Consider the following 25,871-nt stretch of genomic DNA (forward strand, 5'->3'; position numbering starts at 1 on the left):
GGGTGATAATAAATGGACATAAAAGATTTAACGGTTTTTTACGAAGTTGCGAAAGTAGGAAATATATCTTATGCTGCTAAAAACTTAAACTATGTACAATCAGGTGTAACGATGCGTATAAAACAACTAGAACTCGAGTTAGGTGTGCCTTTATTTTATCGAAACGGAAAAGGCGTTACTTTAACTTCTAACGGAGAAATTTTATTAACATATGCAAAACAAATCATCCACTTAATGGATCAATCCATTCAAGCTGTCCAAAGTAACGGAACCGAGCCAAAAGGCACGTTAAAAATCGGGTGTACAGAATCGACAACAGCCGTTCGTCTCCCACCTATATTAACGACCTATTATGAAAAGTATCCAGAAGTTGAATTGATTCTAGAAACAAATACGACAGACCAATTAACTCAGCTCGTTTTAGAGCGAAAACTAGATGGGGCTCTTATCGCTGGAAATATTCAGCATACTGAACTTCATACACTTTCATTTCGAGAAGAAGAACTCGTTCTCATTAGCAAGACTCCTCTATCTTCCTTTAAAACAATAGGAGAACTGAATTTACTCGCTTTTAGTCAAGGATGTTATTACAGAAAACTATTAGAAAACTGGCTTCAAGAAGAAGGGATTTCACCTAAAAGAATACTAGAGTTCGGAACAATTGAAGCAATACTTGCATGTGTAAAATCAGGTATGGGCACGGCTATTATGCTGAAATCTATTATTCCAGATTACGAACATGGTTTATCTTTAAAGACATTACCAAATCACTTTAAAAAGGTTCCTACTACCTTTATTACTCGAAAAGATATTTTCCACTCAGCTGCCTTGCAAAAATTTATGGAGATGATCAACAATGCGTGAAAAGAAAATACGCGGCATGAAACGAAAAACAAAAACTCTTATAAATAGAATTGCAGACGCCACTAAAGCATTTCCATCTACTTTCTATAACGGTGCATACTGGCATATGCCTTTACCGGGCACTCAAGCTTTGATCGATTCAATTAAAACACCTAGAAAAGTAAAGCGATTATGCATTCAAACATTATTAGATAGAGCGGATCTTTTAATGAAAATGAAACCGAACGATACAAATACATATCGAGTCGTTGTTATGATTACAATAGCAAGTTTATGGCACTCACAAATCATCATCTTTAAAAACAATGACTACTTTCACAGTGTTTTCAATAGAGATAACGAATTTCAAAAATGGATTCCTCTTTCCAATGAGTTTGACTTCGGGCATGAATGGGGAATATCAATTTCTAACAGCATCCAAACATTGCATTTCCAAGAGATAATCAAGGATGAAGATGAATTTTATGATGAAGTAGAACTTTTGTTTATAGGAGAGTTATCATAAAAGGGGAACTGTCAAATGAAAAACTTCCCTTTTTCCACTAAATAACATCGCTATATAATGAATTTAACGTTTCACTATATAGGAGGTTTTCATATGGTAATCCCTAAATACCCTGAAGTCCCATATCTTACGAAAAAACAAATTGAAGAAATAACCGAAATCACTTTCCTAAAAGAATCAACACCACAAGAGTGTGATGCAATTTTCGTTTTCGGTGGTTCCCATCCTGGTAATTGGCAAGCTCCTCTACATGCTTATCAACAAGGTTTAGGTGCACAAATTATCGTCACAGGTGGTACTAGTTTACATGGAATGAAACATTCAAACTGGGATTATGGAGATTTATCAGAATCAGAAGTAATTGTTAACAAGTTAATTGAACACGGTGTACCAGAAGATGCTATCATTTTCGAGAAAAACTCTCTCCATTCTATCGCAAATGTAATTGAAGCTAAGAAGATTTTTGATTTTACAACAATTAATAGTTTACTGTTTGTATGTAAAAGTTTAGGAGCAGGTCGGCAATATAGAGTATAAAAAAAACATTTACCAAAACATATAACTTGTATTCCATATACATTTGATACAAGTTTTGATGGTGATTTTATAATTAACAGATATAGTTGGATGGAAAATGAGAAAAGTCGCTCTATGATTTTCGGAGAATACTTGAGAAATGTTTGCTATGGTAGAAAAGGCGGAATTGAACCTCCTGAGAAAGAGATTGAAGGATTAGAAAAATACGTATCATATTACCAACATCTTGCATAATATTTTCTCAACATAAAAAATATCGGGAAGCCAATATAAAGGCTTCCCGAACATTCTAATGATGCATAAATAACACTAAAATTACTTTTCCTCTTTCATTTTCCCACATTTCAACAACGAAAAGATATTCATCTGGGAAATCTTCTAAAGATACTGGTTCATTAGTAAGACAAATATTATTGTGATATTTTGTATCCCATTCGGTTCTCACATCATCTATTGATTCACGCTCTAAATTACTTTTTTGACCGTCAAAATAATGGGATATAAATACTTCTTCTATTCCACCGTTAAAAACCATTTGTTTCAGTTCTTCTAACGTAGGATTATTAGGATACACTTTATTTGAAACTACTATTTCATTGTTGTACAATCGTTTACTTTCATTGTCTATAAAATAACCTTTTCTTCTCATAACGCTCAGCCCTTTATGTTCATTTTATTATACAGATAAGGCATAAATAGCGGTATATTATCATAGACGCCTACCATTGTACACATATTAAGCCAACGCAGACGGCGGCAATAATTGCGGTCCTTTCCCCGTGCGCGCCAATACCCAATCATCGTAATACCACATTTCTGTTTGACGGCGGCTCATCATATAATCCCAGCGTACTTCCCGCTCAAATTCAATGATTTGTCCGTCACCACCAATTGTCACCCAGTTAAAACTTCCGTTATTATGCATCATCTTTATCCATAGAACAGGAAACTCCACAGTTTGTCCCCCGTCAACATAATGTCTCGTTTGTTTTTCCATACGAAGTAAAGTTAGGCCCTTTGCATATTGTCGATCAACCTTTTCCATTACATCCATTGCTATTTTCTCTGCCTCATCCTTATGAGGTAGCTTACTAGAATAAACGGGCATCATGTTCGTATAACTCAACAAGTATTTACCATTTTGAGCAGCAATCGTTGTAATATGAGAACCACCGTAATTTAGTCGTTCTTCTGCTTGATAACGATGTATTTCAACATTTACACCATCACGCAATTCTTCATGCTCATGCACTAATTTTACATACTTCGGAATTGGTAATAACATTGAAACTTCCTTACTACAGTTTTGAAAAACATTTAATTGATTAGCCATTAAGCATCTCTCCCTTTACTCGTTTCGTTTTGAAATAATGCTTTCGGTACTTTCGAAAGCATTGTCGTAATCTCTCCTGTATAATAAACATATAATTCATGCATCGCTCGTGTACATGCTACATAAAATAAATTCCGTTCAGATTCTTTGCTATACATGTCATTTGAAGCATCAAATATAATAACAGCGTCAAACTCTATCCCTTTTGCCAAATAAGTAGGAATAATCACAACGCCTTTTTCATAAGTCGTATTTTCTTTTTTTACAAGATGAAAATCTAATTTATCCCCTATTAACTCCATAGCCCTTATACATTCTTCATCTGTTTTACAAATGATTGCAATCGATTTATGACCTTGCTTTTGCAAATCTCTTGCTTTATCTATGATACTTTCTGCGCGCTCTCGTTCATCATTCACTTTTACACATAACGGCTTCTTCCCGTTACGGTTAAAAGCTTCAATTTCTTTTCCATTTGGAATGATATGTTTTGTAAATTCAATTATCGGTTTTGCCGAGCGATAACTACGGTTAAGCTGAATTGTTTCTACTTTTCTATTTGCAAACAACGTTGAAATCATATCCATCCCTCTATTGCTAGCGTGTGATAAAATGTTTTGATTTACATCTCCAAGCATTGTCCATTTCGCCTCCGGAAACAGCCGCTTCATAAACGCTAACTGAAATGGTGTATAATCTTGTACTTCATCAACAAATACAAATTTAACAAGGTGATTCGTTTTAAATCCTTCAATTAACTCTTTTAAAAACAAATACGGCGCTGCATCTTCATACGCTAATTGTTTTCTCTCCAACCGATTTACTGTTTGTTTACATATCTCTTCCCAACCATCTGGTACAAAAACATCTTTCTGGATGGTTTCAAAGAACTGCTGAAATATTGCAGAATGATTTACAAAAGCTAAAGATTTCACCTTTCTTCGCAATGAACAAAAATGTTTTCTCACTACATATTTCGTTAATAATTCATGTTCCTGCTCATAATAATCAAATTGGTTATCCTTCTCTAATTTTTCATAAAAACGATTGTAATCTTCTTTATTTAAATACTGAATTTCTTGTTCTACCCAGTCTTTTTTCGCTTCTTTCTTTTCAAATTCACTTATCTTCTTACGAATCCATTCCGCTGTAAGCTGCATTCGATTCGGTATGGAAATAGACGTTTCTAGCTCATAAAAATAATCATCTATCGTACTTGCCTCAATCAGCACTTCACCTTTAAATGTGACATCATGAAATTCTAGTCCTTTTTCACTTAGACATCTCGCATATTTCTCAATCAGTCCCATAAATTCAATTGATGATTTATATTCAATTCCTTTTAGCCTCGTTTCATACATGTTTTCCTGTTCTTTCGTTAACATGTATTCTAGCTGTGAAAAAGAATCTTCTACAATAAAACTTTTGCTGATCATATGCTCCACATACGCCTGAAAAGTCGTTTGCTGCATATTTTCCTCACCAAGCTCTGGTAAGACGTTAGCAATATAGCTATTGAACAACTCATTCGGAGAAAATAGCAAAATTTGATCCGCGTTTACTGTCCCGCGGTAACGATATAATAAATACGCAACCCGTTGCAGAGCTGCTGAAGTTTTTCCACTTCCAGCCGTCCCTTGCACAAGTAATACATCACTTTTATCGTTTCGAATAATTTTGTTTTGTTCCTTTTGAATTGTCGCTACAATACTTTTCATCTGTTCACTTGCATTTCTTCCTAACGCTTCTTGAAGGAGTTCATCCCCTATCGTTACACCTGTATCGAACATACTTTGAATGTTACCATTTCGGATAATATATTGACGTTTCAAAAGTAAATCACCTGATATTGTCCCCATTGGCGCTATATACTTTGCACTTCCTAAAGAATAATCGTAATAAAGACTAGAAATAGGTGCGCGCCAATCATATACTAAAAATTCATCTGTCTCTTTATCATAAAAAGAGCCGATACCAATATAGATCTCATCAGTATCCGCCTCTTGTTCTTCTTTAAAATCAATTCTTCCAAAGTAGGGTGTATCTTTTATTTTCATTAAAAGATTGTATTCATTTTTCGCATGTCGATGGGTATGCTCCCTTTCCGAAAGAATCTCGGCCTCTTGCCTAATACTGGCCGCCGTTTCAACCGCCTCTTTAATATTATCTATATTTACTTTTACATCTTCCCAAAAGTTTTTTCTTATATTTACAATTTCAGACTTCACCGAACCAACTCGGCTATCCAGCTCTTTCAGTTCCTCGTCTACTTTTTCAATGACTACATTTACACGTTGTTGTTCTTCTTTATAATGACTCATATAATCTCCCCTTTTCATTACGTTTCCTGATTGAAAGCCTTATATGATACGAAGTTCTTTACTTCTGAAAAATACCACGCGCAACAATTTCCCATGACTTTTGAAATTCTTCGTTTATCTTCTCTTCTTTCCATCGCTCAGAAAAAGCAGGGTGGTAGAACGGTGAAAGTAACCCAAATAACGTATGTGCTAAAAATAAACTATCCTGTTTTTTAATCTCATTGCGTTCTATCCCGCAATTTATCACTTTCTCTAGTTGTCCAACTAATCTTTCTTCATGCTTTTGAATCACCTTATTCTTTTGCTGCACTAACGAACTATTCAATGTAAATAACTCTTCGTTTTCAAGTAACTCTTTCTTTTTAAGCTGAAATAAACAAAAGAACCACTCTTGTAAAATGATTTCTGTATCTCCATCTTTTCCCGCAATTTGCTCAAGCTGATCCGAGTACTTGAACAACCACCTTTCTAAAATAGCATCGCGTAGCGTGGCCTTACTCCGAAAATAAGAATATAAAGCCGCATGACTAACATCAAGTGACTTCGCAATACTAACAAGTGTCGTCCTACTCCATCCATATTTCATTAACTCTTTTTCCGCTGCATCTAAAACAACATTTTTCGTTAACGCCTTATCTGTCATTTTTCTCACCGTCCATTTTATTTACATAATAAAATTATCTTCTGTTATTTCAACAACTTACATTTTTTATTATTTGTAAGTTACAATCAAAAAAATTCATCTTTCAAGTAGGTTATAAGATTAGCACACCCGCTTATAACTTACAATATTTTATTTTTGTAAGTTGTAAGCATAAAAACCACCGCTTTTGAAATACAAGCGGTGGTTTTATATTAATTACATAATAAACGATTCATTATCTCTTCAAGTAATATACCCGGCTTTACTACCTCATTTTCCGTACGCCATCCAATAAATCCATCTGGTCTTATTACTACCGCTCCCCCATTTTCTATCCCGTATAGTTTTCTAAAAAAGTTACCTTGATCGATGAAATCACCAGCTAAACCTACCTGATACACTTTTATCTTTACGCCTAATCTCGATGAAACAACATTTGCAGCTTCAGTCCAAGCACTAGACTCTCCTCCAGAAAGTAATACAAAGTTGCTACCAAATAGATCAAGTATAGAAACTTCTTTTCCTTCATAAGTTCCCCAAAAATGTGGCGCACGCGTTCCCGGGCGTCCGTTCAAATCAACTATATCCATTCTATGCGGTGTGTTACTTTCGTCTATAATTGCTTCTGAGCAATACTGATACCCAACAGTGACAGCTAAACTATCCAAATTACTCAAATTACCTTCCTCTCTGCCCGCAGCACGAAATAATATACTACTCGCGTGGTCCGTTGTTAATTTTGCAACAGGGTATCTCTCTTCATGATATGTTTCTAACAATTTTGGTTTTGCTGCCCCTTTTATAACAGCCGCTAATTTCCAAGCTAAGTTATGCGCATCTTGTATTCCTGTATTTGAACCAAATCCTCCTGTCGGCGGCATAATATGTGCAGAATCGCCAACTAAAAAAATGCGATTTTCTTGAAATTTTGTAGCTGTACTTTCAGTCGCTTCCCAAGGTAAAACACTTAATATTTCTGACTCTACATTTGGGCTTCCAATTGCTGTTTGAATAATTTGTTTACAGCGTTCTATAGTGAAATCCTCTGGTCGCTCTCCTTTTATTGGATCATAAGCTACATGATAGATCCATTTACTCACGTTATCGACCGGAATAAGTGCACCAAGAACCTCCGGACGAAGTACCATAGAAAAACCAAAGGCGTCTCCTTGTATAAATCCACTTAAATCAGCCTCAAAATAAATATTCATATAATAGCCACCGATTGTACCGCGACCTTCAGTTGTAATCCCTAAATGCTCACGTATTTTACTTTTGGCTCCATCTGCTGCAATTACATAGTCACAATGTATGACACTTTCTTTTTCTGTTTCACGATTTCGAATCGTTGCTTTTACCCCGTTTTCATTTTGTTCAAATGAAACTAGTTCATGATAAAAAGATAGTTGCCCGCCTAATGTTTTCGCTTCTTGTAACATCATCTCTTCTAAAATAATTTGATAACACGCAGTTTGTTTTGATGGACTAATCTTTTCTATTTTTTGAAGTAACTCTTCATCGTTTCCGTATTGAGTCGCTCTCATTTGTTCCAATTCTTCTTTATTCGCCTCAGCTATTGTATGAACTGCTATTCTTCCTCGGCAGTTCTCTAATGCTTTACCTGCCAATTTAATTCTTTGTTCCAAACCTAATTCTCGAAATAACTCCATCGTACGTAAAGTAAGACCGCCTGCTTTCGGATGAATGGCAGTAGACGGATGCCTTTCAATAAGTAAGTACTCAATGTTATGTTTTGCAAGAAATAACGCAGACGCTAACCCAGATAATCCCCCTCCAACAATTAAAACTGGTACATAATTCGATTTCATATATTTACCCTCCACATCATTGTTCTGAGCTCAGTGACATAAATATAATCAAAAAACCAACAAAAATATAGACTTATATTTCATTTTGAATTATCATATAGATAGATTACGCCCCAAATTATTTTTACTTTTTCATACAATTATAATCCGCTTGAATTATGCGTGTATGAAAAAGTAAAACTAAAGAACTCACTTTAGTAGACACCAAAATAATGAAAACATTATAAGCGGTCGTAACCCTAAAAATTATACAGGGTTATGACCGCTTAATTTTTTGCTCAATGGCTTAACCATCCTCATTTGGAAACAATGTATTATTAAATCATTTTCTATTTTTAAAACTTTATCCATCCTGGTATTTAATCCTTTTCTATCCCCCCTATCATTTTCAACATAGAAAATTCATTCGTCTCGATTTTCTTTCCCAATATTGCAGCTCATACAACAATCATGTAGCATTACCGTATCGTTGTAATGGTTCATCATCTTAAACCTTTCGACTAATTACCAGGAGGTAAAGTGATTGAAATGAATAAACAAGAACAATTAAATGCTATAAAAAAAGATTTTATTGATTCACAAAAAGTATTATTGGCAATTGGCGATGAAACACGTCAAGCTATTTTACTAGTTCTCATGGAAACGGAATGTCAAACCGGATTACGTGTAGGAGAAATTACGAAACAAACACATCTTTCTCGACCAGCAGTATCACATCACCTTAAGATTTTACGAGAAGCCGGTATTATTTTAATGCGAAAAGAAGGTACAAAAAACTTTTATTATATTGATATACGTACAAAATTAGGTTTATTAAAGAACCTTGTATTAGATATCGAAAAGCTATTGCACAACTTTTATTGAAATTTGGAGGTATAAGAAATGAAAGCGATGATAATTGATAAATACGGGAAAGTTCCAATGTGTATGGCAGAGGTACCTACCCCTGAAATAAATGAGTATGAGGTGCTCGCAGAAATTCATGCAGCTAGCATTAACCCAATTGATTTTAAAATACGCGATGGAAAAGTGAAGATGTTGCTTAAATATGAAATGCCCCTAATCCTTGGTAATGACTTTTCCGGTGTCATCGTAAAGGTTGGGGCAAAAGTGACTAACTTTAAAGTCGGTGATGAAATATATGCACGCCCAAGAAAAAATAAGATCGGCACTTTTGCGGAATATATAGCCATTCATGAAGATGATATAGCTTTAAAACCGAAAAATTTAACTTTTGAGGAAGCAGCGTCGATTCCACTCGTTGGCTTAACATCATATCAAGCATTACATGACATCATGCAATTACAAAAAGGACAAAAGATTTTAATTCACGCTGGATCTGGTGGAGTTGGTACTTTCGCAATTCAGTTAGCAAAAATAATGGGCGCTACCGTTACAACGACTGCTAGTGAGGCTGGTGCAAAATTAGTAAAATCTCTTGGTGCAGATGAAATTATTAATTATAAAACAGAGAATTTTGAAGAAATACTAACAAATTATGATGCAATATTTGATACAATCGGTGGTACAACACTTGAAAAATCATTCAATATTATAAAAAGCGGAGGCAACATTGTTTCCGTTTCAGGAATGCCGAATGCTCGCTTCGGTAAAGAATTTGGTTCAGGATTTTTCAAAACACTCTTATTTTCATTAGCAAGCAAAAAACTTACTGCACTTGAAAAAAAGCATAATGCTCAATATTCATTTTTATTTATGAAACCAAGTGGTGATCAATTACGTATAATTGCAGACTATATTGAAGCCGGAAAAATCAAACCTGTAATCGATCGAGTTTTTCCTTTTCAAGATGCTCAAAAAGCAATGGAATATTCAGAGGCTGGAGGAGCAAAAGGAAAAATAATTGTAAAAATTAAATAATAATAAAAACTCCATTTTTTTAAAATGGAGTTTTTATATTTGCTGTTAAATAGACATAGTGCAGTGAAGTCCTTACAATAGATTTCAAGGGGAAATATCATATTATACTTTTAGCTAACTTTACAAAGAATACATACGTACAAATACATAATAAAAAAATAAACAAGGAGGAGATAAAATGACTAAAAATAATGAAGCTGGTTGGAATTTAGATAATAGTTATACGACTTTACCACAATCATTTTATACAGAAATCCCCCCTACTCCCGTAAGTTCACCGGAGTTAATTAAACTAAACCATTCATTAGCAATATCTCTTGGCTTTAATCCAGAAGAACTGAAGAAGGAAGCCGAAATTGCGATTTTTGCTGGTAACGCAACACCAGAAGGAGCTTATCCATTAGCTCAAGCATACGCTGGGCACCAATTTGGTCATTTCAACATGTTAGGAGATGGTCGTGCCCTCTTAATTGGAGAACAAATTACCCCTTCAGGTGAACGTTTTGATATTCAATTGAAAGGTTCTGGCCCTACTCCATATTCACGCCGAGGAGATGGTCGCGCTGCCCTTGGACCAATGCTACGTGAATATATTATTAGTGAAGCAATGTATGCACTTGATATTCCGACTACTCGTAGTTTAGCAGTCGTCACAACTGGTGAACCAACATATCGTGAAACAAAGTTACCTGGAGCAATTTTAACAAGGATAGCAAGCAGCCATATACGCGTCGGTACATTTCAATACGCTGCAGCTCGTGGCTCAAACGAGGACCTTAAATCACTAGCCAACTATACGATAAAAAGGCATTATCCAGAAATTGAAGCTCATGAAAACCGATATACTGCGCTACTTCAAGAAGTCATTAAACGACAAGCAAATCTCATCGCAAAATGGCAACTCGTCGGCTTCATTCACGGCGTAATGAACACTGACAACATAACAATTAGTGGCGAAACGATTGATTACGGTCCTTGTGCATTTATGGACAATTACGACCAAGGAACAGTATTTAGCTCTATTGATACACAAGGTCGCTACGCATATGGAAATCAGCCATATATGGCCGCATGGGACCTCGCGCGATTAGCTGAATCTTTAATGCCGATTCTACACGAAGACGAAGAAGCAGCCTTAAAAATTGCACAAGACGAAATTTCAAAATTCAGCGTGCAGTACGAAAACAATTGGTTCCTCGGTATGAAGAAGAAATTAGGACTATTTAACGAAGACGAACAAGACAAAGCACTTATTGAGAAACTTTTAAAAATGATGGAGAAATATAAAGCGGATTACACAAATACATTCCGTTCTTTAACTCTTAACACGTTAGAAAGTAGTCCTCTCTTTGGTAGCGATGAATTTAAAGAATGGCACAATCAATGGCAATCTCGATTAGAACGACAAGAAGAATCGAAAGAGAACGCCTATGAGATGATGAAAAATAATAACCCATCAATCATCCCAAGAAACCATCGCGTAGAAGAAGCACTAGAAGCTGCTGTTACAGGTGGAGATTATAGCGTAATGGAGAAACTTCTTGAAGCTTTATCAAACCCTTATGCATACTCTACAAATCAAGAAGAATACTGTGTTCCACCTGCACCGACGAATCGTCCTTATCGTACTTTTTGTGGGACTTGATTGTTTAATACATTAAAAAAAGATGTGTTTATGCAATTTGTATGAACACATCTTTTTAATCCATTTCAAGTCCCTAACTATATAGCTCTCCTCTTTCTTTAACTCAAAACCAAAACCTATCTCTTCCAATGAGCTTAATAATAAAAATACGAAACAAATATTGAGAAATATAAAACCTCATTTCTAAATATTGTTATTTTTGATAATATATTTTATAAGAATATTCAAAAAAGTGAGGGGATTTCATGAACGTTCAACTACAAGGTAATGAACAAGTTACGAAATTATTTAATGACTGGTATGCAGCTATGCTAAAACAAGATGTGTCCCAGGCGACAAACTTAAAGCATGAAATTGAGGAAAAGGAACTAAACTTTGAAGAAGATGAAAACTTAGCATTATACTATTCTCTATTAAATTTTCGTTTCAAAGTTTTAACTGATGGTTTAAGTATTACAAAAGACAGTTTCAATAAGATAGATTCTTACGCGATTTCACCTAATCACCAACTTTCTTACTACTATCATTTATTTAAAGCGATTCATGCTACTTTAACAACAAATTATAATTTAGCAAGTGAACATTATGAAAAAGCTGGGAAACTACTAGTAAATGCTATTGAGGATCTAGAAAAAGGTGAATTTAATTATCGAATGGCTATTTTCCATTATCACTTTTATCAGCCAATTGAAGCTATTGAATATGCAACCAAAGCGAAAGAATTCTTCATAAAAGCTGTAGGGTATGAAAAAAACGTCGCCTCTTGTGAAAGCGTATTAGGTGCAGCATTTGTATATTTAAAACAATACGAGCAAGCAGAAGAAAAATATAATTCAGCAATCAACATTTTACAAAAACAAAATGAAGAATCTTTACTTTTAAGAGTGCGTAATAATTTAGGATGGCTATATGCCAATCAAAACTTATCGACACTAGCTATTCGTCATCTATCTGAAGTAACGACAAAAATGCCTACCCATTTCAAAGCAATTTTCTTACAAGCTAGGGAACATTCTAAACTTAATGAAATAAATATTGCTGATCAATTCATAAAAAAAGGATTAAAAATTTGTACAGAACTAAACAATGAAGAATATATGCTTCACTTTAAAATTTTAGAGTCTCTTAACAATAATGAGTCAACTGAAGACTTAGAAAATATTATTCTTGAAGGAATTGCGTATTTCGACAAAGAATCTTTATATAACTACGTTCAAGAATATTCAGAAAAATTAGCGGTTAAACTTTACAATGAAAATAATCATATAAAAGCAAGTGAGTATTTTCATAGAGCGTTACAAGCAAAAGAAAAAACTTTTGAGAAAGGGGCATTAAAATGATAAAAAAAATTAGTTCTATCGTTTTAGGGTTATCTGTTATAGGTATTGTATCTATCGGTCTCAATAGTTCATTTACATATCAAGCAGGCCATGCAGATTTCCCTGCACCACAAAGACCTGACTTTGTTCAATCTGTTGACATAAGTAAAGACTACAACTCAACGACAGCTGAAAAAGCACTATAAAAAATGAAAGACCTTCAATTAAGAAGGTCTTTTTAAATACGCTTATTTAGAATGTTTTTCTTTCAAGTAGACTCTATTTTTTCATCAACTCTGCAATCCCCCTGCTCCCCTCACTACCAACTTTCTCAAGTTCCTCCACAACTAAATTCCGTCTCTCTACAGAATGATTTTGACTTAACTTCGCTTTTCCTTCTATTTTATTTATCTTTATTTTGAATCCAACTATTCCCTTACTTAATCCTGCCATATAATTCGAATCTACCTCATTTAGCGAGTAGGTACCCTCTGGATCTTCATATTTATGTACTAACTCTTGAAGAGAATCTATTAATTCCTGTTCATCCTCCACAATTTCTAATTCACCATATACATGCACTGCAACGTAATTCCATGTGGGTACTGCATTGTTTGTTTCATACCATGACGGTGATATGTAACTATGCGGTCCTTGAAATATAGCTAGTGCTTGCTGTTTCCCACTATCTTTCCACTGTTCATTCGGACGTGCAAAGTGACCATATAATGTAAAGGTTTCTCTATTCAGTAACAACGGCAAATGCGTTGCATATGGTTCTCCATTATGTTGAGAAAATAACGTCGCAAAGCTATTTTGTTCAATTATTTCGTACTTCATCTCTTCATCTTGTATTGCAAAGTATTTTGGTATGTACATAATCTCCCTCTTTTCCGGTCTTTTATTTCTCATTATATTTAAGTCTCGTAGCATTCAACAGGGCCAGTTTGTATTTGTTTTATAATGGCAACTTTCTATTTCAAAAGAATAGGCAGCATGTATTCCATGCCGCCTTAGTTCATTTTCCCTAATATATTTATAATAAATGCCGTCTTACCTTCGCTATAGCTCGCTCGATTTTCCGATCCTCTTGCTAACTTTTCCTTTAAGCGTCCATATTCAATAGCAACATTTTCATGTTCACGAAGGTAATCCCGAAACGCTATATGTTTTCTTAGCTCTTCGCTATTTTTGTCACACACATACAAATGATGTTCTATCCAAACTATACTTTCTCCGTCCCACGGAACGAAAGCGTCCTTTCTGCCAAACGCCTCTCTTCCTTTGAAGCTCCATTCCGCTTGATGATAGTATCCGATTGTTTCAAGCTTTGTTACTACTTCAGGAAAAATTTCGTAATCTTCTATTACTATGTCAATATCTAGTATTGGTTTTGAGGTAAGTCCTTTAACAGATGTACTCCCAACATGTTCAATGGAAAAAACAAGTTCTTTTATTGCATTGTTAATGAGCGATTGTAGCTTATTAAATTCACTTTCCCATTTGATGTTATATTCTTCGATTGTAATTCTCTGTTTCAATGTATCCCTCTCCTCAAAAGCAATTATAACCTTTGAATATGAGTATCTTTAAAATCCGTCTCATATTTCAAGCCATATCCAAACATTCGATCCATCCCAATATGCGCTGTCCATATTAAACCAATCATTATAACGGTATCTATCTTAAAATAGACACCTATGATAACTACTAATATGGATATAATATATGTGTGAAATATATTATATATTTTAGCACCAACTTGATTATTTATCCCATACGCTAACATTGATAAATCCGGTGCTAAAAGGAACACAAAAAATATAATCCAACTAAATTCATATATTGAATACGCATAAATTGTGGCTAACAAAACAACAAGTCCTTCAAAATGTACAATACGTTTTTGCATTCTTTATCATTCCTATTTTTCTATATTTACCGATACATTTTCATCACTGAAAGTATTCTTTGCATTTTTTGACCAGATGGTTGCTAAAATTGGTCCTGCAATATTATGCCATACTGCTGCTAATACACTTGGGAGTGCGGCAGCTGGTCCAAAATGTGCTGTTGCTAGCGCAACACCTAAACCTGAATTTTGCATTCCTACTTCTATTGAAATAGCTCTTCTTGTCCCTTCGTCTAGTCCAAGTACGAACGCTGTTATATATCCGAGTAAAAAGCCAAATGCATTATGGAGCATAACTGCAATAAAGATAAGCAGGCCTGAAGAAGTAATGCTACTTACATTCGCTGAAACCACTGCTGAAACAATAATGATAATTGCTAAAACTGATATTAAAGGGATAACGGTCATTCCTTTCGTAACAGTTTTAGGGAAAAACCTCTTCACTACTAATCCTAAAATAATAGGTATGATAATGACTTGTACGATAGAAAGAAACATAGACATAGGATTTACTGGCATCCATTGTCCTGCAAGTAATAATAAAATAAGAGGTGTGGCAATTGGTGCTAATAACGTTGATAATGACGTCATTGCAATAGACAACGCTAAGTTCCCTTTTGCTAAATAAACCATAACATTTGATGCAGTGCCACCCGGTACTGAACCGAGCAACACTAATCCAGCTGCTAATTCGGCTGGCAGATTCATAACGTAGGCTAGTACGTATGCGACTAGTGGCATAATAATAAACTGAGCACATACACCGATAATAACTGGCAATGGTTTTGTAGCAATGATTTTAAAGTCAACAGCCTTTAATGTTAACCCCATCCCAAACATAACAACGCCAAGTAATATTGTTATGTAACTTGTTAACCCGAGAAATGGTCCAGGAATGAAATATGCAATAGCTGCAATACAAATAACCCAAAATGCAAAATACTTTCCAGCTATATTACTTATCGCTTCTAGTACTTTCACCCCATCATCCCCTATCCTTCAACTGAAAAACTTTATTCGGATTCAAAATATTTTGCGGATCAAGAGCTTTCTTTATTTTTTCCATTACGAATAATGCCGCCCCATGTTCTTCTTCTTGATACTTTCGTTTTCCGATTCCAACGCCATGTTCTCCCGTACACGTTCCACCTCGTTTAAGAGCGTATAAAACGATACTTTCATTTATTTCGTCGCCCTTTTCCACTTCTTCTTTATCGTTCGGATCAATCATTAAGAGCACGTGGAAATTCCCGTCTCCTACATGACCAAGAATACCACCGACAAGACCTACTTTATCTAAAGTCTCTTTCGCATGTTGGATTGCACCAGCTAATTCTGAAATTGGTACACATACGTCTGTACTCATAAGCTTTTTACCAGGATAGCTATGAACGTAAGAATATGCTAGATTATGCCGTGCATCCCATAATTTATTTCTCGCCGCAGTTTCCGTTTCAAAAGCAACTTCTTTACATTTATGATCAAAAACAATTTCCTTCGTAAATTCAATATCTTGCTTTAGCCCAGCTTCATTACCATGAAACTCTAAAAACAGTGTAGGTTCTTCTCTGTAACTTGTTTCATTATAATGATTTACTTGTTTCATAGATAATTCATCTACAAGTTCAATTCTCGCAATTGGAATACCCGCTTGCAGTATATTAATAACAGCTTCTACTGCATCGTTTATAGTTGGAAACGATGCTCTCGCAGCCATAACATGCTCTGGTATGCCGTATACTTTTAATGTTAACTCTGTAAAGCATCCAAGAGTACCTTCTGATCCTACGAAAACACCATTTAAATGGTAACCTGATGATGACTTCGCTGCTAAATTTCCAGTATGTATTACTTCCCCATCAGCAAGAACGACTTCTAAATCACGTACTTGATCACGCATTACACCATACTTAACTGCTGTCGTTCCGCTCGCATTTGTGGCTGCCATTCCACCTAACGTTGCATCTGCTCCTGGGTCTACACTAAAAAATAATCCATACTTTTTCAATTCTTTATTGAGCTGAGAGCGAGTCACTCCCGGCTGTACTCTCACGAGAAAATCTTTCTCTCTTATTTCGAGTATTTTATTCATGAGCGAAAAGTCCATTGTAATTCCTTTTTCATATGGAATGACATGTCCTTCTAAACTAGAACCTACCCCAAAAGGAACGACAGGTTTTTTATGCTCACCCGCTACTTTCATTAATCTACTAACCTCTTCAGTCGTTTTCGGAAAAACTACTACATCAGGTAAACTACTAGCATGATAAGATTCATCTTTACTATGTAACTCTCTTACTGTCGTATTCACAACTACTCGATCTTCGGGAAGTACCCCCTTTAATTCATTTACTAAACGCTCTATCGTTATTTCCATCGTACACTCTCCTACTTTCTATAAATTTGAATTACAAAATATGTTAACTATTTTATACATAATAATCCGAAAAATTAAATAATTCAAGTTTTATACATATAAAATTCGTTTCCTACTGTCGAATAAACAAAAAGAACTTGCAATAAATATTGCAAGTTCTTTTCTATAAAACTATATTTTAAATGACTTCTTTATTAACAACATAAACCAAACTAAAGTAACTGCCATTAACGAATGGGAAAATCCTACAATATAAGTTAACCCTTTAAAGTCCGCTCCATTTAGTTGAAGAAGACCTCTCGCTGCCAGCGAACCTAACATTAATGTTAACGCAATATTATGTAAAACAAACCAGTTATTAAATCCTTTCACTTCATGAAACGCGAATACTTTTGCTAATCCTAAAGCAATTAAAAAGAAGAAAAAGCCAAGCACTAGCGTGTGTGTATGCAAAAGATTTAATAGTGTAGATCCTAGAATCCCTTTAAATTTTCCATACTCTCTAGCGAATATTCCTGATAGTAAACCAATAATTAAATACGTAAACGATGCATTATATAATTTCTTCATTATGTACCTCCTTAAGTAGAATGTGTAGTGCGTCATATTTAGTAATAATGATAGTTATATAGTAAAAACTCCCAGTTTCCTAGGAGTCATTGTATAAGCATCTCACTCTTTACAATCAATCCTAATTATAAAATATCCTTTTATACAAAACAATCGAACTTTATGTGAACAAGCAGGGCTCTATTAAAATATGTTGCGCTTTTGTGTTACACAATCCATACTAATTATTATAACTTTTAAAGGGGGTGCAATAGATTGATAGTTCTTGAAACTGAACGACTCACTCTTCGTTGGTTCAATATACAAGATGCTCCGTTCATTCTCGAGTTAGTAAACGATCCTGCATGGATTCAGTTTATCGGTGATAAAAGGATTAAAAACTTAGAAGATGCAAAAAATTACATCTTAAACGGACCTGTCGATATGTATAATAAAATGGGCTTTGGTCTTTACTTAGTTGAACGAAAAGAAGATCTCACTCCACTTGGTATGTGCGGCCTTATTAAAAGGGATTCATTAGAAGATATTGATATCGGCTTTGCCTTTTTAGAAAAATTCCGTTCAAAAGGGTACGGCTATGAATCAGTTGCTGCGGTAATCGAATACGGTGTACATAAGCTAGGTATGAAACGAATTGTAGCAATTACTTCTATAGATAATGCTGCTTCAGGAAATCTGTTAGAAAAAGTAGGATTGCGATTCGAAAAAATAATTTCAGACTCAGGAGAAGATTTAAAATTATTTGGGTATAACGTGTAATAAAAAAGTCGCCATTCATGGCGACCTTTTTGCTATTTCACTTCTACCGTATAATTCCCTGATCCCCCACCATATTGATATACATGTAAATAATACTTACCTGGATGCGCATTGTAGCTACCCTCTAATTTACTTCCTTGCGTCTTAGCATACGTAACATAATTATTTAAATCAGCTTCTGAATAAAGAACCCAATTTACTCCAATATTATTTTCCTTCGTTACGTTAATTTGAAGGTTTTTTGCAGTTTCCACATTTATTTCAAAGTAATCACTCGTATCACCGTTCCCTAAACTAGCACGTAAAACTTGATTTAATTGCAGTTTATTTGCTGTCTGGAATGAATTGTTTGATTCTTTTTCTACACTGTTATCTTCTTTCTTTTGAACCGTTACATTCGTTGTAACAGTATTAATTAATCCTTTATCATCTGTTACTGTTAATTTCGCTGTATACGTTCCTTCTTTTGTATAAACGTGCGTTGGGTTTTGTTCATTACTTACAGTACCATCGCCAAACTCCCATTTATAAGAAACAATTTTCCCATCTTCATCTTTTGATCCATCGCTTTTAAACGAGATTGCTTCATTCACATTTCCGCTATACGGACCATTTATTACCGCAACTGGTGCTTTATTCACTGCACCTTCTTCTGTATTAATGCCGTGGAACACAACATCATATTCAAACTGGCCTGCTGCATTCACACGGTAATTCACAAAGTACGCAGTTACCGTTTTATAACCTGTCCATTCTTTCGCACTTAAACGTTTTAACGTATCATTAACGTTTTGTGTAATTGTTTTCCAGTCTTCATTTTCTCCTTTTGCAGCTGTTCCTGTATATGTTCCTTGTAGTGTAAATGTATTAAAGAACTGAGACTTATTTTTCTTTACCGATACATTACTTAATTTTGCTTCTGCTGTCATTTCTGCTGCAATATCCGAAACTGGTTTCGGTGCGTGAGTTGCTAAATAATCGTCTGATACTAACGGAACGTTATATTTATCACGATTATCAACTAACATTTGCATATAGTCTTGATATTCTTTATTTAAATTCGCATCTTTACTTAAAGCAGAGCGATAAGCATCATATGCTGTTACATCATTTTTTCTAATAAGATCATGAATTTTATCAAACATATCATATCTCTTGTTGTACATATAAGATTGTAAAGCAAAGGAATAGTTATAAAAATCCCAAGTTCCATACTTTGCATTTAACGTCCGTTCTGCTGTATAACGTTCTGCTGGATTTGAAGATAGTCCTCCTATAATGCTCTTTCTTGGAACGACGTTGTCCGTTCTCGTTGCACCTGCAAAAAACTCAGCATTCCCTTCTTCAAACCAAGATAACCTCTCATTCTCATACAGCTTACCTTGTCCCCAAAGTCCTGGCACTTCATATCTACCTTGTAAGTAATGCGTGAACTCATGGCGGAACAATTCCTCTAAGCTATAAATACTTTCTTGTGGCGTACGTTCATAAGTAAAGAACGTACCTGTTCCTTCTATATAAAGACCACCGTTATTTGTTTCATATCCGTACAATTGACGGTTAAATTGATATTCATCTGGGCTATTATAAATAACCATCGTTAATACATCATCAGGATTTCCTTTTTCTAAAGGCTGGTCACTTTCAACGGTACGATGGAATTGTGCCTTCACTTCTTTTGCTGCCCAATATAGGCGTTTTACTTTTTCCTCAGTCACTTTATCTCCAGCTTTTAAAACAATTGCACCATCATCAAACGTATACGTTTTCGGTAAATATTTTTTCTTACCATCTTCTCGTATTTGATCTAAATTAACCGTATTTCCATTTGCATCTTTTCCTCCATAATTCGTCGTAATTTGCTCAGCTGCTACGAAATATTGCTCCCCTAAGTACGGATATATTTTCATCGCATCTGTTACAACTTGCAACCCTTTCGTTCCTGTACTATGGAATGTACCGAGTCTACCTGTATAATAAATGCCATTATTAATAAGCCATCCATTTTTCGCTGTAATCGTTCCCATTAATGCAAAACGACTTAGCTCATTAATATAACTATCTATTTTTTGATACCATACTGTATCTTTCGGTGCTTTTCTCGTATCGTACAAATACGATTGAATGTCGTAATCCACACCTTGCATAATATCGTAAATCGCATTTCCAGCTGACAGATTATCTACCAATGTAGAAAAATTATCGTTATATTGTTTAAAAATCTTTGCAGCCGATGTTATCGTTTCCACATCACTCGAAGCGTTTCCTATTAATTTTCCGTATGATGATACAACTCTATTTTGTTCTAATGTACCGAGCTTAAAATCCGGGTTGCTCGCAATCGTTTTTAATGCAGGTAAGCACTTATCATGATAGCTTCGTTCATTCAGTTTACTTAATTCTGTATTATAAAACCCTAAATAAAAACCAGATCGCAATACCTCTACTAATGTCTCAATCCCTTTTGAATCATCTTGCGTATAAGTTTGTCCTTGCTGCTTCAATTTATCAATAATTGCCTGTATCCTACTATCATTTTGATAGAATGCTAGACTATCTTTATTAAACTGAAATAGCCCCGTAATTTGCTCCCAATCGATTGTTACAAGTAAATCTACTAATTGTTGATTGCTTAATTGATTTAATTCAGCAATCGTATAAGTTTTCGCTACAGCTAATTGCTTACTTTCCTTTTTTACTTCAGGCGGTCTTTGCGATAAATCAGCAAATTGTAGCCTTTTCTCAAAAGACTTGCTTTCTAATACTTTCGATGAATGAGCTAATTCTTCCACTGGCAGTTGTACACCAACCGGCTCCATTTTTAGCACATTTCGATATGAAACTTGCTCTCCCTTAGTATCTTCCGCCAATATGTTCCCTTGAAAACTCCCTAACATTAAACTAGCAAAACTTACCCCTACTAAAACTTTTTTTGAATAGCCTTTCATACTCTCCCCTACCTTACATTTTTTAGTGTCCCACACCATTACTCTACTATTCTGACTTTTATTCTGTATTGAGAAAAAATAAGGTAACGTTCACATATGTATCCATTCATAGCAAAATTAACGCTTGACTCTCCATGCGATTTGTGTTAAAAAAAGGATAGATAATAGCGAAATTCCTGCTACATCTAACCCCTTTTTCAACGCTATGATTTTAACTTTATAAACGTGATTTCCGGTAATGTTTGCATATACTGAATGAATGCATTCTTTTCTTCAGGTGATATACTTTTCAGCTGCATTCCTACCTTATAAACCACACCTGTATCTTGCTGTAAAGCTTCAACTTCATATGAAATTATTGGAATACCTTTTACTTGTAGCGTCTCTAATATTTGTTGCACCGCTTCATGTTTATTCATACAAATTTGGACTGTAATACTTTGCGAAAATAAAAATCGCAACTTAAAAATACGACTTACAATCTCTAAACCAATTAAAACAAGAATCGTAGCTCCAATCCCTACTACATACATACCCGCTCCAATTGCTAACCCAATTCCTGCTGTAGCCCATAAACCAGCCGCTGTCGTTAACCCTTTCACTGCCTGCTTTTGAATAATAATTGTACCTGCACCTAAAAACCCCACTCCACTAACAACTTGCGCTGCAATACGACTTGAATCAAGAGACATATGATCTTCAAATATAATATCTGAAAAGGCATATTTTGAAACAACCATTATTAAAGCACTCCCTACCGCTACGAGGAAATGAGTCTTTAATCCCGCTTCTTTTGATCGAATTTCCCTTTCAATACCAATCATCGCTCCTAATAAACCAGCAACACCGATTAGCATAATAAAATCAATATGTAAGCTCACGAACACTTCCCCCTTTCATTCATTATAGATAGATGCAACAAAAATTATCACACACATCCATTTATCGATATAAAATCATTCCATTAAAATTCACTTAATATTCCGATATATTTATGTTAATATTTTAAATATTAACATAAACAAAAACATCCTACTTTTCATACGAAAACCTTTAAATTTCAAAGCACAACTCATTTTCATTTGAAAACAGAATGTGGATTTCATGAAATGAAGTTGAGAAAATCAGAAAACGCTTTCATTTTATGCCGCAATTTTTGTGAAATAATACATAAAATAAAAGGAGCTTACTAACAATGAATGTCTCTTTACTTACACCTACTACCGATTTACAAGAAGAATACCTAGATTTCTATAACGAATGGAAAGATAGCGGTGAAACGATGATTCCGTGGGTTATCTCAAAAGATCCTGCCAACTTCCCAGCTATGATTCAAGAACTACTCGATGCCCATAATGGAATAAATATCCCTGAAACTTGGGTACCGGATTCTACATATTGGCTCGTTACAGCTGAAAATAGAATTGTAGGAGCTGTTAATATACGTCATAGTTTAACTGATCATTTGTTTAATGCTGGAGGCCATATCGGTTATGGCATTCGTCCTTCTGAAAGAAGAAAAGGCTATGCTACGAAGTTACTAGCATTATCAATAGAAAAAACGAAGGAATTAAACATCACGAAAGCACTTGTCGTTTGCGACGAAGTGAATACGGCTTCAGAGAAAACGATTTTACATAACGGCGGTCTTCGTGATGAAGATTTCACTGAAGAAGATGGTAATGTTGTAAGAAGGTTTTGGATTGAACTATGAATAAATCATCCAACGAAAACACTCTTTTTATAAAGAAATATAAAGCGAGCAATGAATTAGAAGTAAAACAACTTATTGCTTTATACAATGAAGAATCTAATCTACTTCACTTATTACGAAATAATAAAGTAAAATGTGCGTATGTTGCCTACTATAACAAAGATGTAGTAGGCATTTTTATCGCCTGGAGCAGTAACTTCCATCCATACTGCACATACTTTCGAATATACACGAACCCTCTCTGCTCAAAACTACAAATTAAAAAACATTTATTAACTGAGGTTCAAAAACGAGAAAAATTCATTCTACCATTGCAGACTTCCATATGGGAAACTTTAGCTCAGTTAAAAGCCTTTTATGAAGAAAATAATTTTATTGAAATCCGAAGAACATATATGCCGATATTAGACTTACAAAAAATAGTTCTTACCAATACAGTTCTTACTTCAAATTATCGTTTACAAACTATATCAAATATTTTATCCGATAATAGTTTACTTAAAAAACTAGCTCACTTAGTAAAAGCAAATTACGAGCATACTCACTTAGTAAATCCTGTTGCCTCATTCCCTCTCGAAACTTGGCAAGAAATGATTTTGGCTGCTGATGTACTACTAGATGGGAGCTTTCTCATTATAGATGAAGAGAATCAAATTATTGCGTACTCTTTCCTCCATACATCAGAAAAGGATAATACGTTAGAATTTGGATGGTGTGGGACTCACACTACAGAAGATTTACCATTACTGAAACTGCTCGTTTTCGAACAAACTACATATGCAAATAAACACAGCTATTCTTTCATACAAGGTGAATTCGATTCAACGAGTATATATGCAATGGAAATATTAAAATCCTTGCCTTTTAATCCTTGCCCTACTTGGATTACGTATCAAAAAGAAACCAGAAAGTGATTACACACTTTCTGGTTTCTTTTATACTGCTTCTATTTCAAACTGCACTGTAACACCACTTGGATCTACTACCGTAAATCCATTTGAAGTTTCATTTAGTTCATGTTGTTTTTCTATTAATCTTTCTTTCACTTCATCTAACGCTTCTTTATGAGGCAGTACAATCGTATACACTTTTAGTCCCGTTGCATATGCTGGTGGATGTGGATTATTTACCCCGTTCCACGTATTTGCACCAATATGATGATGATAGCCTCCTGCCGAAATAAATAAGCAATCATCTTCACGCTGTTGTACTTCAAAACCTACTGTATCTACATAAAACTCATGTGCCTTCTCAACATCAGCTATTCGTAAATGTACGTGCCCAACCACCGTTTCGGCTGGTAGGCCATCAAACTCATAATCAACGAGCACTGCTAGTTCTTTTAAATCAAGTGGCGTACTTCCTCCTGGCCCTTCTCCCCACTGATCTCGCGGTCGGTCTGCATATATTTCGATACCATTACCCTCTAAGTCTTGTAAATAAAACGCCTCACTATACGTATGATCACTTGCGCTATTAAACCTTGAAATTGGTAAAATTTCATTTGAATATGTATAACGCCCTTCTTGCTCAGCTGGACTATCAATTACGTTCTTATTACGAAGCACACCAAATAATGCCGAAGCAAAAGCCTCACGAGTCGGAACCAAAAAGGCAACATGATATATACCAGTCGTACGTGGTTCTTGCAGTACCCCATCCTCCAACTTTTCAAGAACAAGCAGCGTATTCTTACCACCCTTTCCAGATAAATATGCTTTATTCCCTTCTTGTTTAATTACTTCTAATCCTACTACATTCTCATAAAAAGCAATTTGACGCCCTAAATCTTTAACTTTAAATTCCACATGACCAATATATGTTTTCGAATGAATTTGTACCATGAATAGCTTCCTCTCCAGTTCCCTTTAGTTTTTTATGTAAGTTGATAGGCAATAGGCCCATTCAACGAATACACCTTAATTTTGTTTTTTTGTAGCATCAATTTTTAGCCATTTTTTCGATATATCGCTTAATGTTCCATCTTGTTCTAATTCTTTTAACGATTTATTTATATCTTCTAACTTTTCACTCTTTTTTGCAAATGGAAATGCAATCTCTCCCCATTCAAGTGGACCAAATCCTACTTTCACATTATCTAGTTTCGCCTTTGTTATTGTTGTTTCTACTTGAACTTTATCATTATAATAAGCATCGACGCGTCCAAATCCTACTTCATTCAATTCCGCTGTCGGATCCTCTGAGTATGTTTTAATCGTAAAAGCATTATTTTTATTTAAAGCTTTTAACTCTTGCTCTCCTGCCGTACCAAGTCCAACACCTACAGTCTTCCCTTTCAGATCCTCTATCGATTTAATTGTATTATTATCTTTCTTCACTGCGAAAACAGATCCTGAATACACATACGGGATTGAAAAATCATATTTCTTTTTTCTTTCCGGAGAAACGGATAGTTCATTTGCAATCGTATCAATACGACCAGAATCTAATAAACCAAATAATCCTTCAAAATCAGAAACATTCCATTCTACTTTATATCCAGCTTTTTTAGCAGCTGCTTCAATAATTTCAGCATCAAAACCTTTTACTTTCTCACCCTCTTTAAAAATAAATGGACTACGACCTGCAGAAGTCCCAACTTTCACTACTTTTTCATTCGTTTTTTCACTTGATACGTTTGAACCACATGCAGACAAAGCTCTAACTGATAGTGTTAATGCTATCGTTAGTAATAATGACGATTTCCTCATAAC

General features: G+C 34.9%; 25 protein-coding genes and 1 pseudogene. 11 read left to right on the plus strand and 15 right to left on the minus strand.

The genetic code is table 11. From position 1 onward, the window contains the following. Positions 1-12 precede the first annotated feature (12 nt). From JDS80_RS07495 to JDS80_RS07505, 3 genes and pseudogenes are all read left to right on the plus strand, one after another. Positions 13-864 carry a LysR family transcriptional regulator gene (locus tag JDS80_RS07495; protein ID WP_199637821.1) on the plus strand — a complete coding sequence of 284 codons (852 nt, stop codon included), beginning with the start codon at positions 13-15 and terminating at the stop codon, positions 862-864. Next, positions 857-1,369 carry a DUF3916 domain-containing protein gene (locus JDS80_RS07500; RefSeq protein WP_199637823.1) on the plus strand — a complete coding sequence of 171 codons (513 nt, stop codon included), beginning with the start codon at positions 857-859 and terminating at the stop codon, positions 1,367-1,369. Before JDS80_RS07495 ends, JDS80_RS07500 begins: the two co-directional genes overlap by 8 nt. A gap of 93 nt (positions 1,370-1,462) precedes the next feature. Continuing rightward, positions 1,463-2,140, plus strand: a pseudogene (locus tag JDS80_RS07505) (YdcF family protein). 55 nt (positions 2,141-2,195) lie between these two features. Here JDS80_RS07505 and JDS80_RS07510 read toward each other — a convergent pair. The 5 genes from JDS80_RS07510 to JDS80_RS07530 all read right to left on the minus strand — a co-directional run bounded on the left by JDS80_RS07510 (position 2,196) and on the right by JDS80_RS07530 (position 8,032). Then, positions 2,196-2,555, minus strand: a complete 360-nt coding sequence (locus tag JDS80_RS07510; RefSeq protein ID WP_199637825.1) for a hypothetical protein — start codon at positions 2,553-2,555, stop codon at positions 2,196-2,198. An 87-nt stretch (positions 2,556-2,642) separates the two neighbouring features. Then, on the minus strand, positions 2,643-3,239 hold the full coding sequence (locus tag JDS80_RS07515; RefSeq protein WP_199637827.1) for a hypothetical protein: 597 nt from the start codon (positions 3,237-3,239) through the stop codon (positions 2,643-2,645). Beyond that, a complete protein-coding gene (gene helD, locus JDS80_RS07520; RefSeq protein WP_199637829.1) occupies positions 3,239-5,560 on the minus strand; it encodes an RNA polymerase recycling motor HelD in 2,322 nt (773 codons plus the stop codon). The genes JDS80_RS07515 and helD overlap by 1 nt, the downstream gene beginning before the upstream one ends. A 58-nt stretch (positions 5,561-5,618) precedes the next feature. Next, entirely contained in the window at positions 5,619-6,203 is a 585-nt protein-coding gene (locus JDS80_RS07525; RefSeq protein ID WP_199637831.1) for a TetR/AcrR family transcriptional regulator, read from the minus strand. Positions 6,204-6,415: 212 nt separating this feature from the next. Further along, on the minus strand, positions 6,416-8,032 hold the full coding sequence (locus JDS80_RS07530) for an FAD-dependent oxidoreductase (RefSeq protein WP_199637833.1): 1,617 nt from the start codon (positions 8,030-8,032) through the stop codon (positions 6,416-6,418). Between the two features lie 519 nt (positions 8,033-8,551). On the opposite strand from JDS80_RS07530, the gene JDS80_RS07535 reads away from it, so the two are divergent. The 5 genes from JDS80_RS07535 to JDS80_RS07555 all read left to right on the plus strand — a co-directional run bounded on the left by JDS80_RS07535 (position 8,552) and on the right by JDS80_RS07555 (position 13,083). Further along, positions 8,552-8,896 (plus strand): ArsR/SmtB family transcription factor, encoded by a 345-nt coding sequence (locus JDS80_RS07535; protein WP_199637835.1) that lies wholly within the window; start codon positions 8,552-8,554, stop codon positions 8,894-8,896. An 18-nt stretch (positions 8,897-8,914) separates the two neighbouring features. Next, a complete protein-coding gene (locus JDS80_RS07540) occupies positions 8,915-9,913 on the plus strand; it encodes an NADP-dependent oxidoreductase (protein ID WP_199637837.1) in 999 nt (332 codons plus the stop codon). 178 nt (positions 9,914-10,091) lie between these two features. Next, positions 10,092-11,558 carry a protein adenylyltransferase SelO gene (locus JDS80_RS07545; RefSeq protein WP_199637839.1) on the plus strand — a complete coding sequence of 489 codons (1,467 nt, stop codon included), beginning with the start codon at positions 10,092-10,094 and terminating at the stop codon, positions 11,556-11,558. 245 nt (positions 11,559-11,803) lie between these two features. Further along, on the plus strand, positions 11,804-12,898 hold the full coding sequence (locus tag JDS80_RS07550; RefSeq protein WP_199637841.1) for a Rap family tetratricopeptide repeat protein: 1,095 nt from the start codon (positions 11,804-11,806) through the stop codon (positions 12,896-12,898). After that, a complete protein-coding gene (locus JDS80_RS07555) occupies positions 12,895-13,083 on the plus strand; it encodes a Phr family secreted Rap phosphatase inhibitor (protein WP_087981420.1) in 189 nt (62 codons plus the stop codon). The genes JDS80_RS07550 and JDS80_RS07555 overlap by 4 nt, the downstream gene beginning before the upstream one ends. A 73-nt stretch (positions 13,084-13,156) precedes the next feature. On the opposite strand, the gene JDS80_RS07560 is transcribed toward JDS80_RS07555, so the two are convergent. The 6 genes from JDS80_RS07560 to JDS80_RS07585 all read right to left on the minus strand — a co-directional run bounded on the left by JDS80_RS07560 (position 13,157) and on the right by JDS80_RS07585 (position 17,736). After that, positions 13,157-13,756, minus strand: coding sequence for an FMN-binding negative transcriptional regulator (locus JDS80_RS07560; RefSeq protein WP_199637843.1), 600 nt, complete (start codon positions 13,754-13,756; stop codon positions 13,157-13,159). Between the two features lie 134 nt (positions 13,757-13,890). Then, complete coding sequence (locus JDS80_RS07565; RefSeq protein WP_199637845.1) at positions 13,891-14,418, minus strand: GrpB family protein; 528 nt, start codon at positions 14,416-14,418, stop codon at positions 13,891-13,893. Positions 14,419-14,441: 23 nt separating this feature from the next. Then, complete coding sequence (locus JDS80_RS07570; protein WP_199637847.1) at positions 14,442-14,789, minus strand: DUF4260 domain-containing protein; 348 nt, start codon at positions 14,787-14,789, stop codon at positions 14,442-14,444. A gap of 12 nt (positions 14,790-14,801) precedes the next feature. Continuing rightward, a complete protein-coding gene (locus JDS80_RS07575) occupies positions 14,802-15,770 on the minus strand; it encodes a bile acid:sodium symporter (RefSeq protein WP_199637849.1) in 969 nt (322 codons plus the stop codon). A gap of 4 nt (positions 15,771-15,774) precedes the next feature. Continuing rightward, positions 15,775-17,166 carry an FAD-binding oxidoreductase gene (locus JDS80_RS07580; RefSeq protein WP_199637851.1) on the minus strand — a complete coding sequence of 464 codons (1,392 nt, stop codon included), beginning with the start codon at positions 17,164-17,166 and terminating at the stop codon, positions 15,775-15,777. Positions 17,167-17,337: 171 nt separating this feature from the next. After that, positions 17,338-17,736: a DUF2871 family protein gene (locus JDS80_RS07585; protein ID WP_199637853.1), complete on the minus strand. Its 399-nt coding sequence runs from the start codon at positions 17,734-17,736 to the stop codon at positions 17,338-17,340. Positions 17,737-17,991: 255 nt separating this feature from the next. Here JDS80_RS07585 and JDS80_RS07590 point away from each other — a divergent pair, with 255 nt between their 5' ends. Further along, on the plus strand, positions 17,992-18,495 hold the full coding sequence (locus JDS80_RS07590) for a GNAT family N-acetyltransferase (RefSeq protein WP_199637856.1): 504 nt from the start codon (positions 17,992-17,994) through the stop codon (positions 18,493-18,495). A gap of 32 nt (positions 18,496-18,527) precedes the next feature. On the opposite strand, the gene colA is transcribed toward JDS80_RS07590, so the two are convergent. Both colA and JDS80_RS07600 read right to left on the minus strand, forming a co-directional pair. Then, positions 18,528-21,443 (minus strand): collagenase ColA, encoded by a 2,916-nt coding sequence (gene colA / locus JDS80_RS07595; RefSeq protein ID WP_199637859.1) that lies wholly within the window; start codon positions 21,441-21,443, stop codon positions 18,528-18,530. Positions 21,444-21,646: 203 nt separating this feature from the next. Beyond that, entirely contained in the window at positions 21,647-22,324 is a 678-nt protein-coding gene (locus tag JDS80_RS07600; RefSeq protein ID WP_199637862.1) for an MgtC/SapB family protein, read from the minus strand. Positions 22,325-22,638: 314 nt separating this feature from the next. Between JDS80_RS07600 and JDS80_RS07605 the strand changes: the two genes are divergently transcribed. Further along, on the plus strand, positions 22,639-23,157 hold the full coding sequence (locus tag JDS80_RS07605) for a GNAT family N-acetyltransferase (protein WP_199637865.1): 519 nt from the start codon (positions 22,639-22,641) through the stop codon (positions 23,155-23,157). After that, positions 23,154-24,071: a GNAT family acetyltransferase gene (locus tag JDS80_RS07610; protein WP_199637868.1), complete on the plus strand. Its 918-nt coding sequence runs from the start codon at positions 23,154-23,156 to the stop codon at positions 24,069-24,071. Before JDS80_RS07605 ends, JDS80_RS07610 begins: the two co-directional genes overlap by 4 nt. 21 nt (positions 24,072-24,092) lie before the next feature. Here the strand turns inward: JDS80_RS07610 and JDS80_RS07615 are convergent, their stop codons facing one another. Together JDS80_RS07615 and JDS80_RS07620 are read right to left on the minus strand one after the other, a co-directional pair. Then, positions 24,093-25,001 (minus strand): VOC family protein, encoded by a 909-nt coding sequence (locus JDS80_RS07615; RefSeq protein ID WP_071747613.1) that lies wholly within the window; start codon positions 24,999-25,001, stop codon positions 24,093-24,095. 75 nt (positions 25,002-25,076) lie between these two features. Continuing rightward, on the minus strand, positions 25,077-25,868 hold the full coding sequence (locus JDS80_RS07620; RefSeq protein WP_199637873.1) for an amino acid ABC transporter substrate-binding protein: 792 nt from the start codon (positions 25,866-25,868) through the stop codon (positions 25,077-25,079). Positions 25,869-25,871: the final 3 nt, after the last annotated feature.

It is taken from the genome of Bacillus cereus group sp. N8, from assembly GCF_016483685.1.
In the GTDB taxonomy this organism is placed as follows: Bacteria; Bacillota; Bacilli; order Bacillales; family Bacillaceae_G; genus Bacillus_A; species Bacillus_A proteolyticus.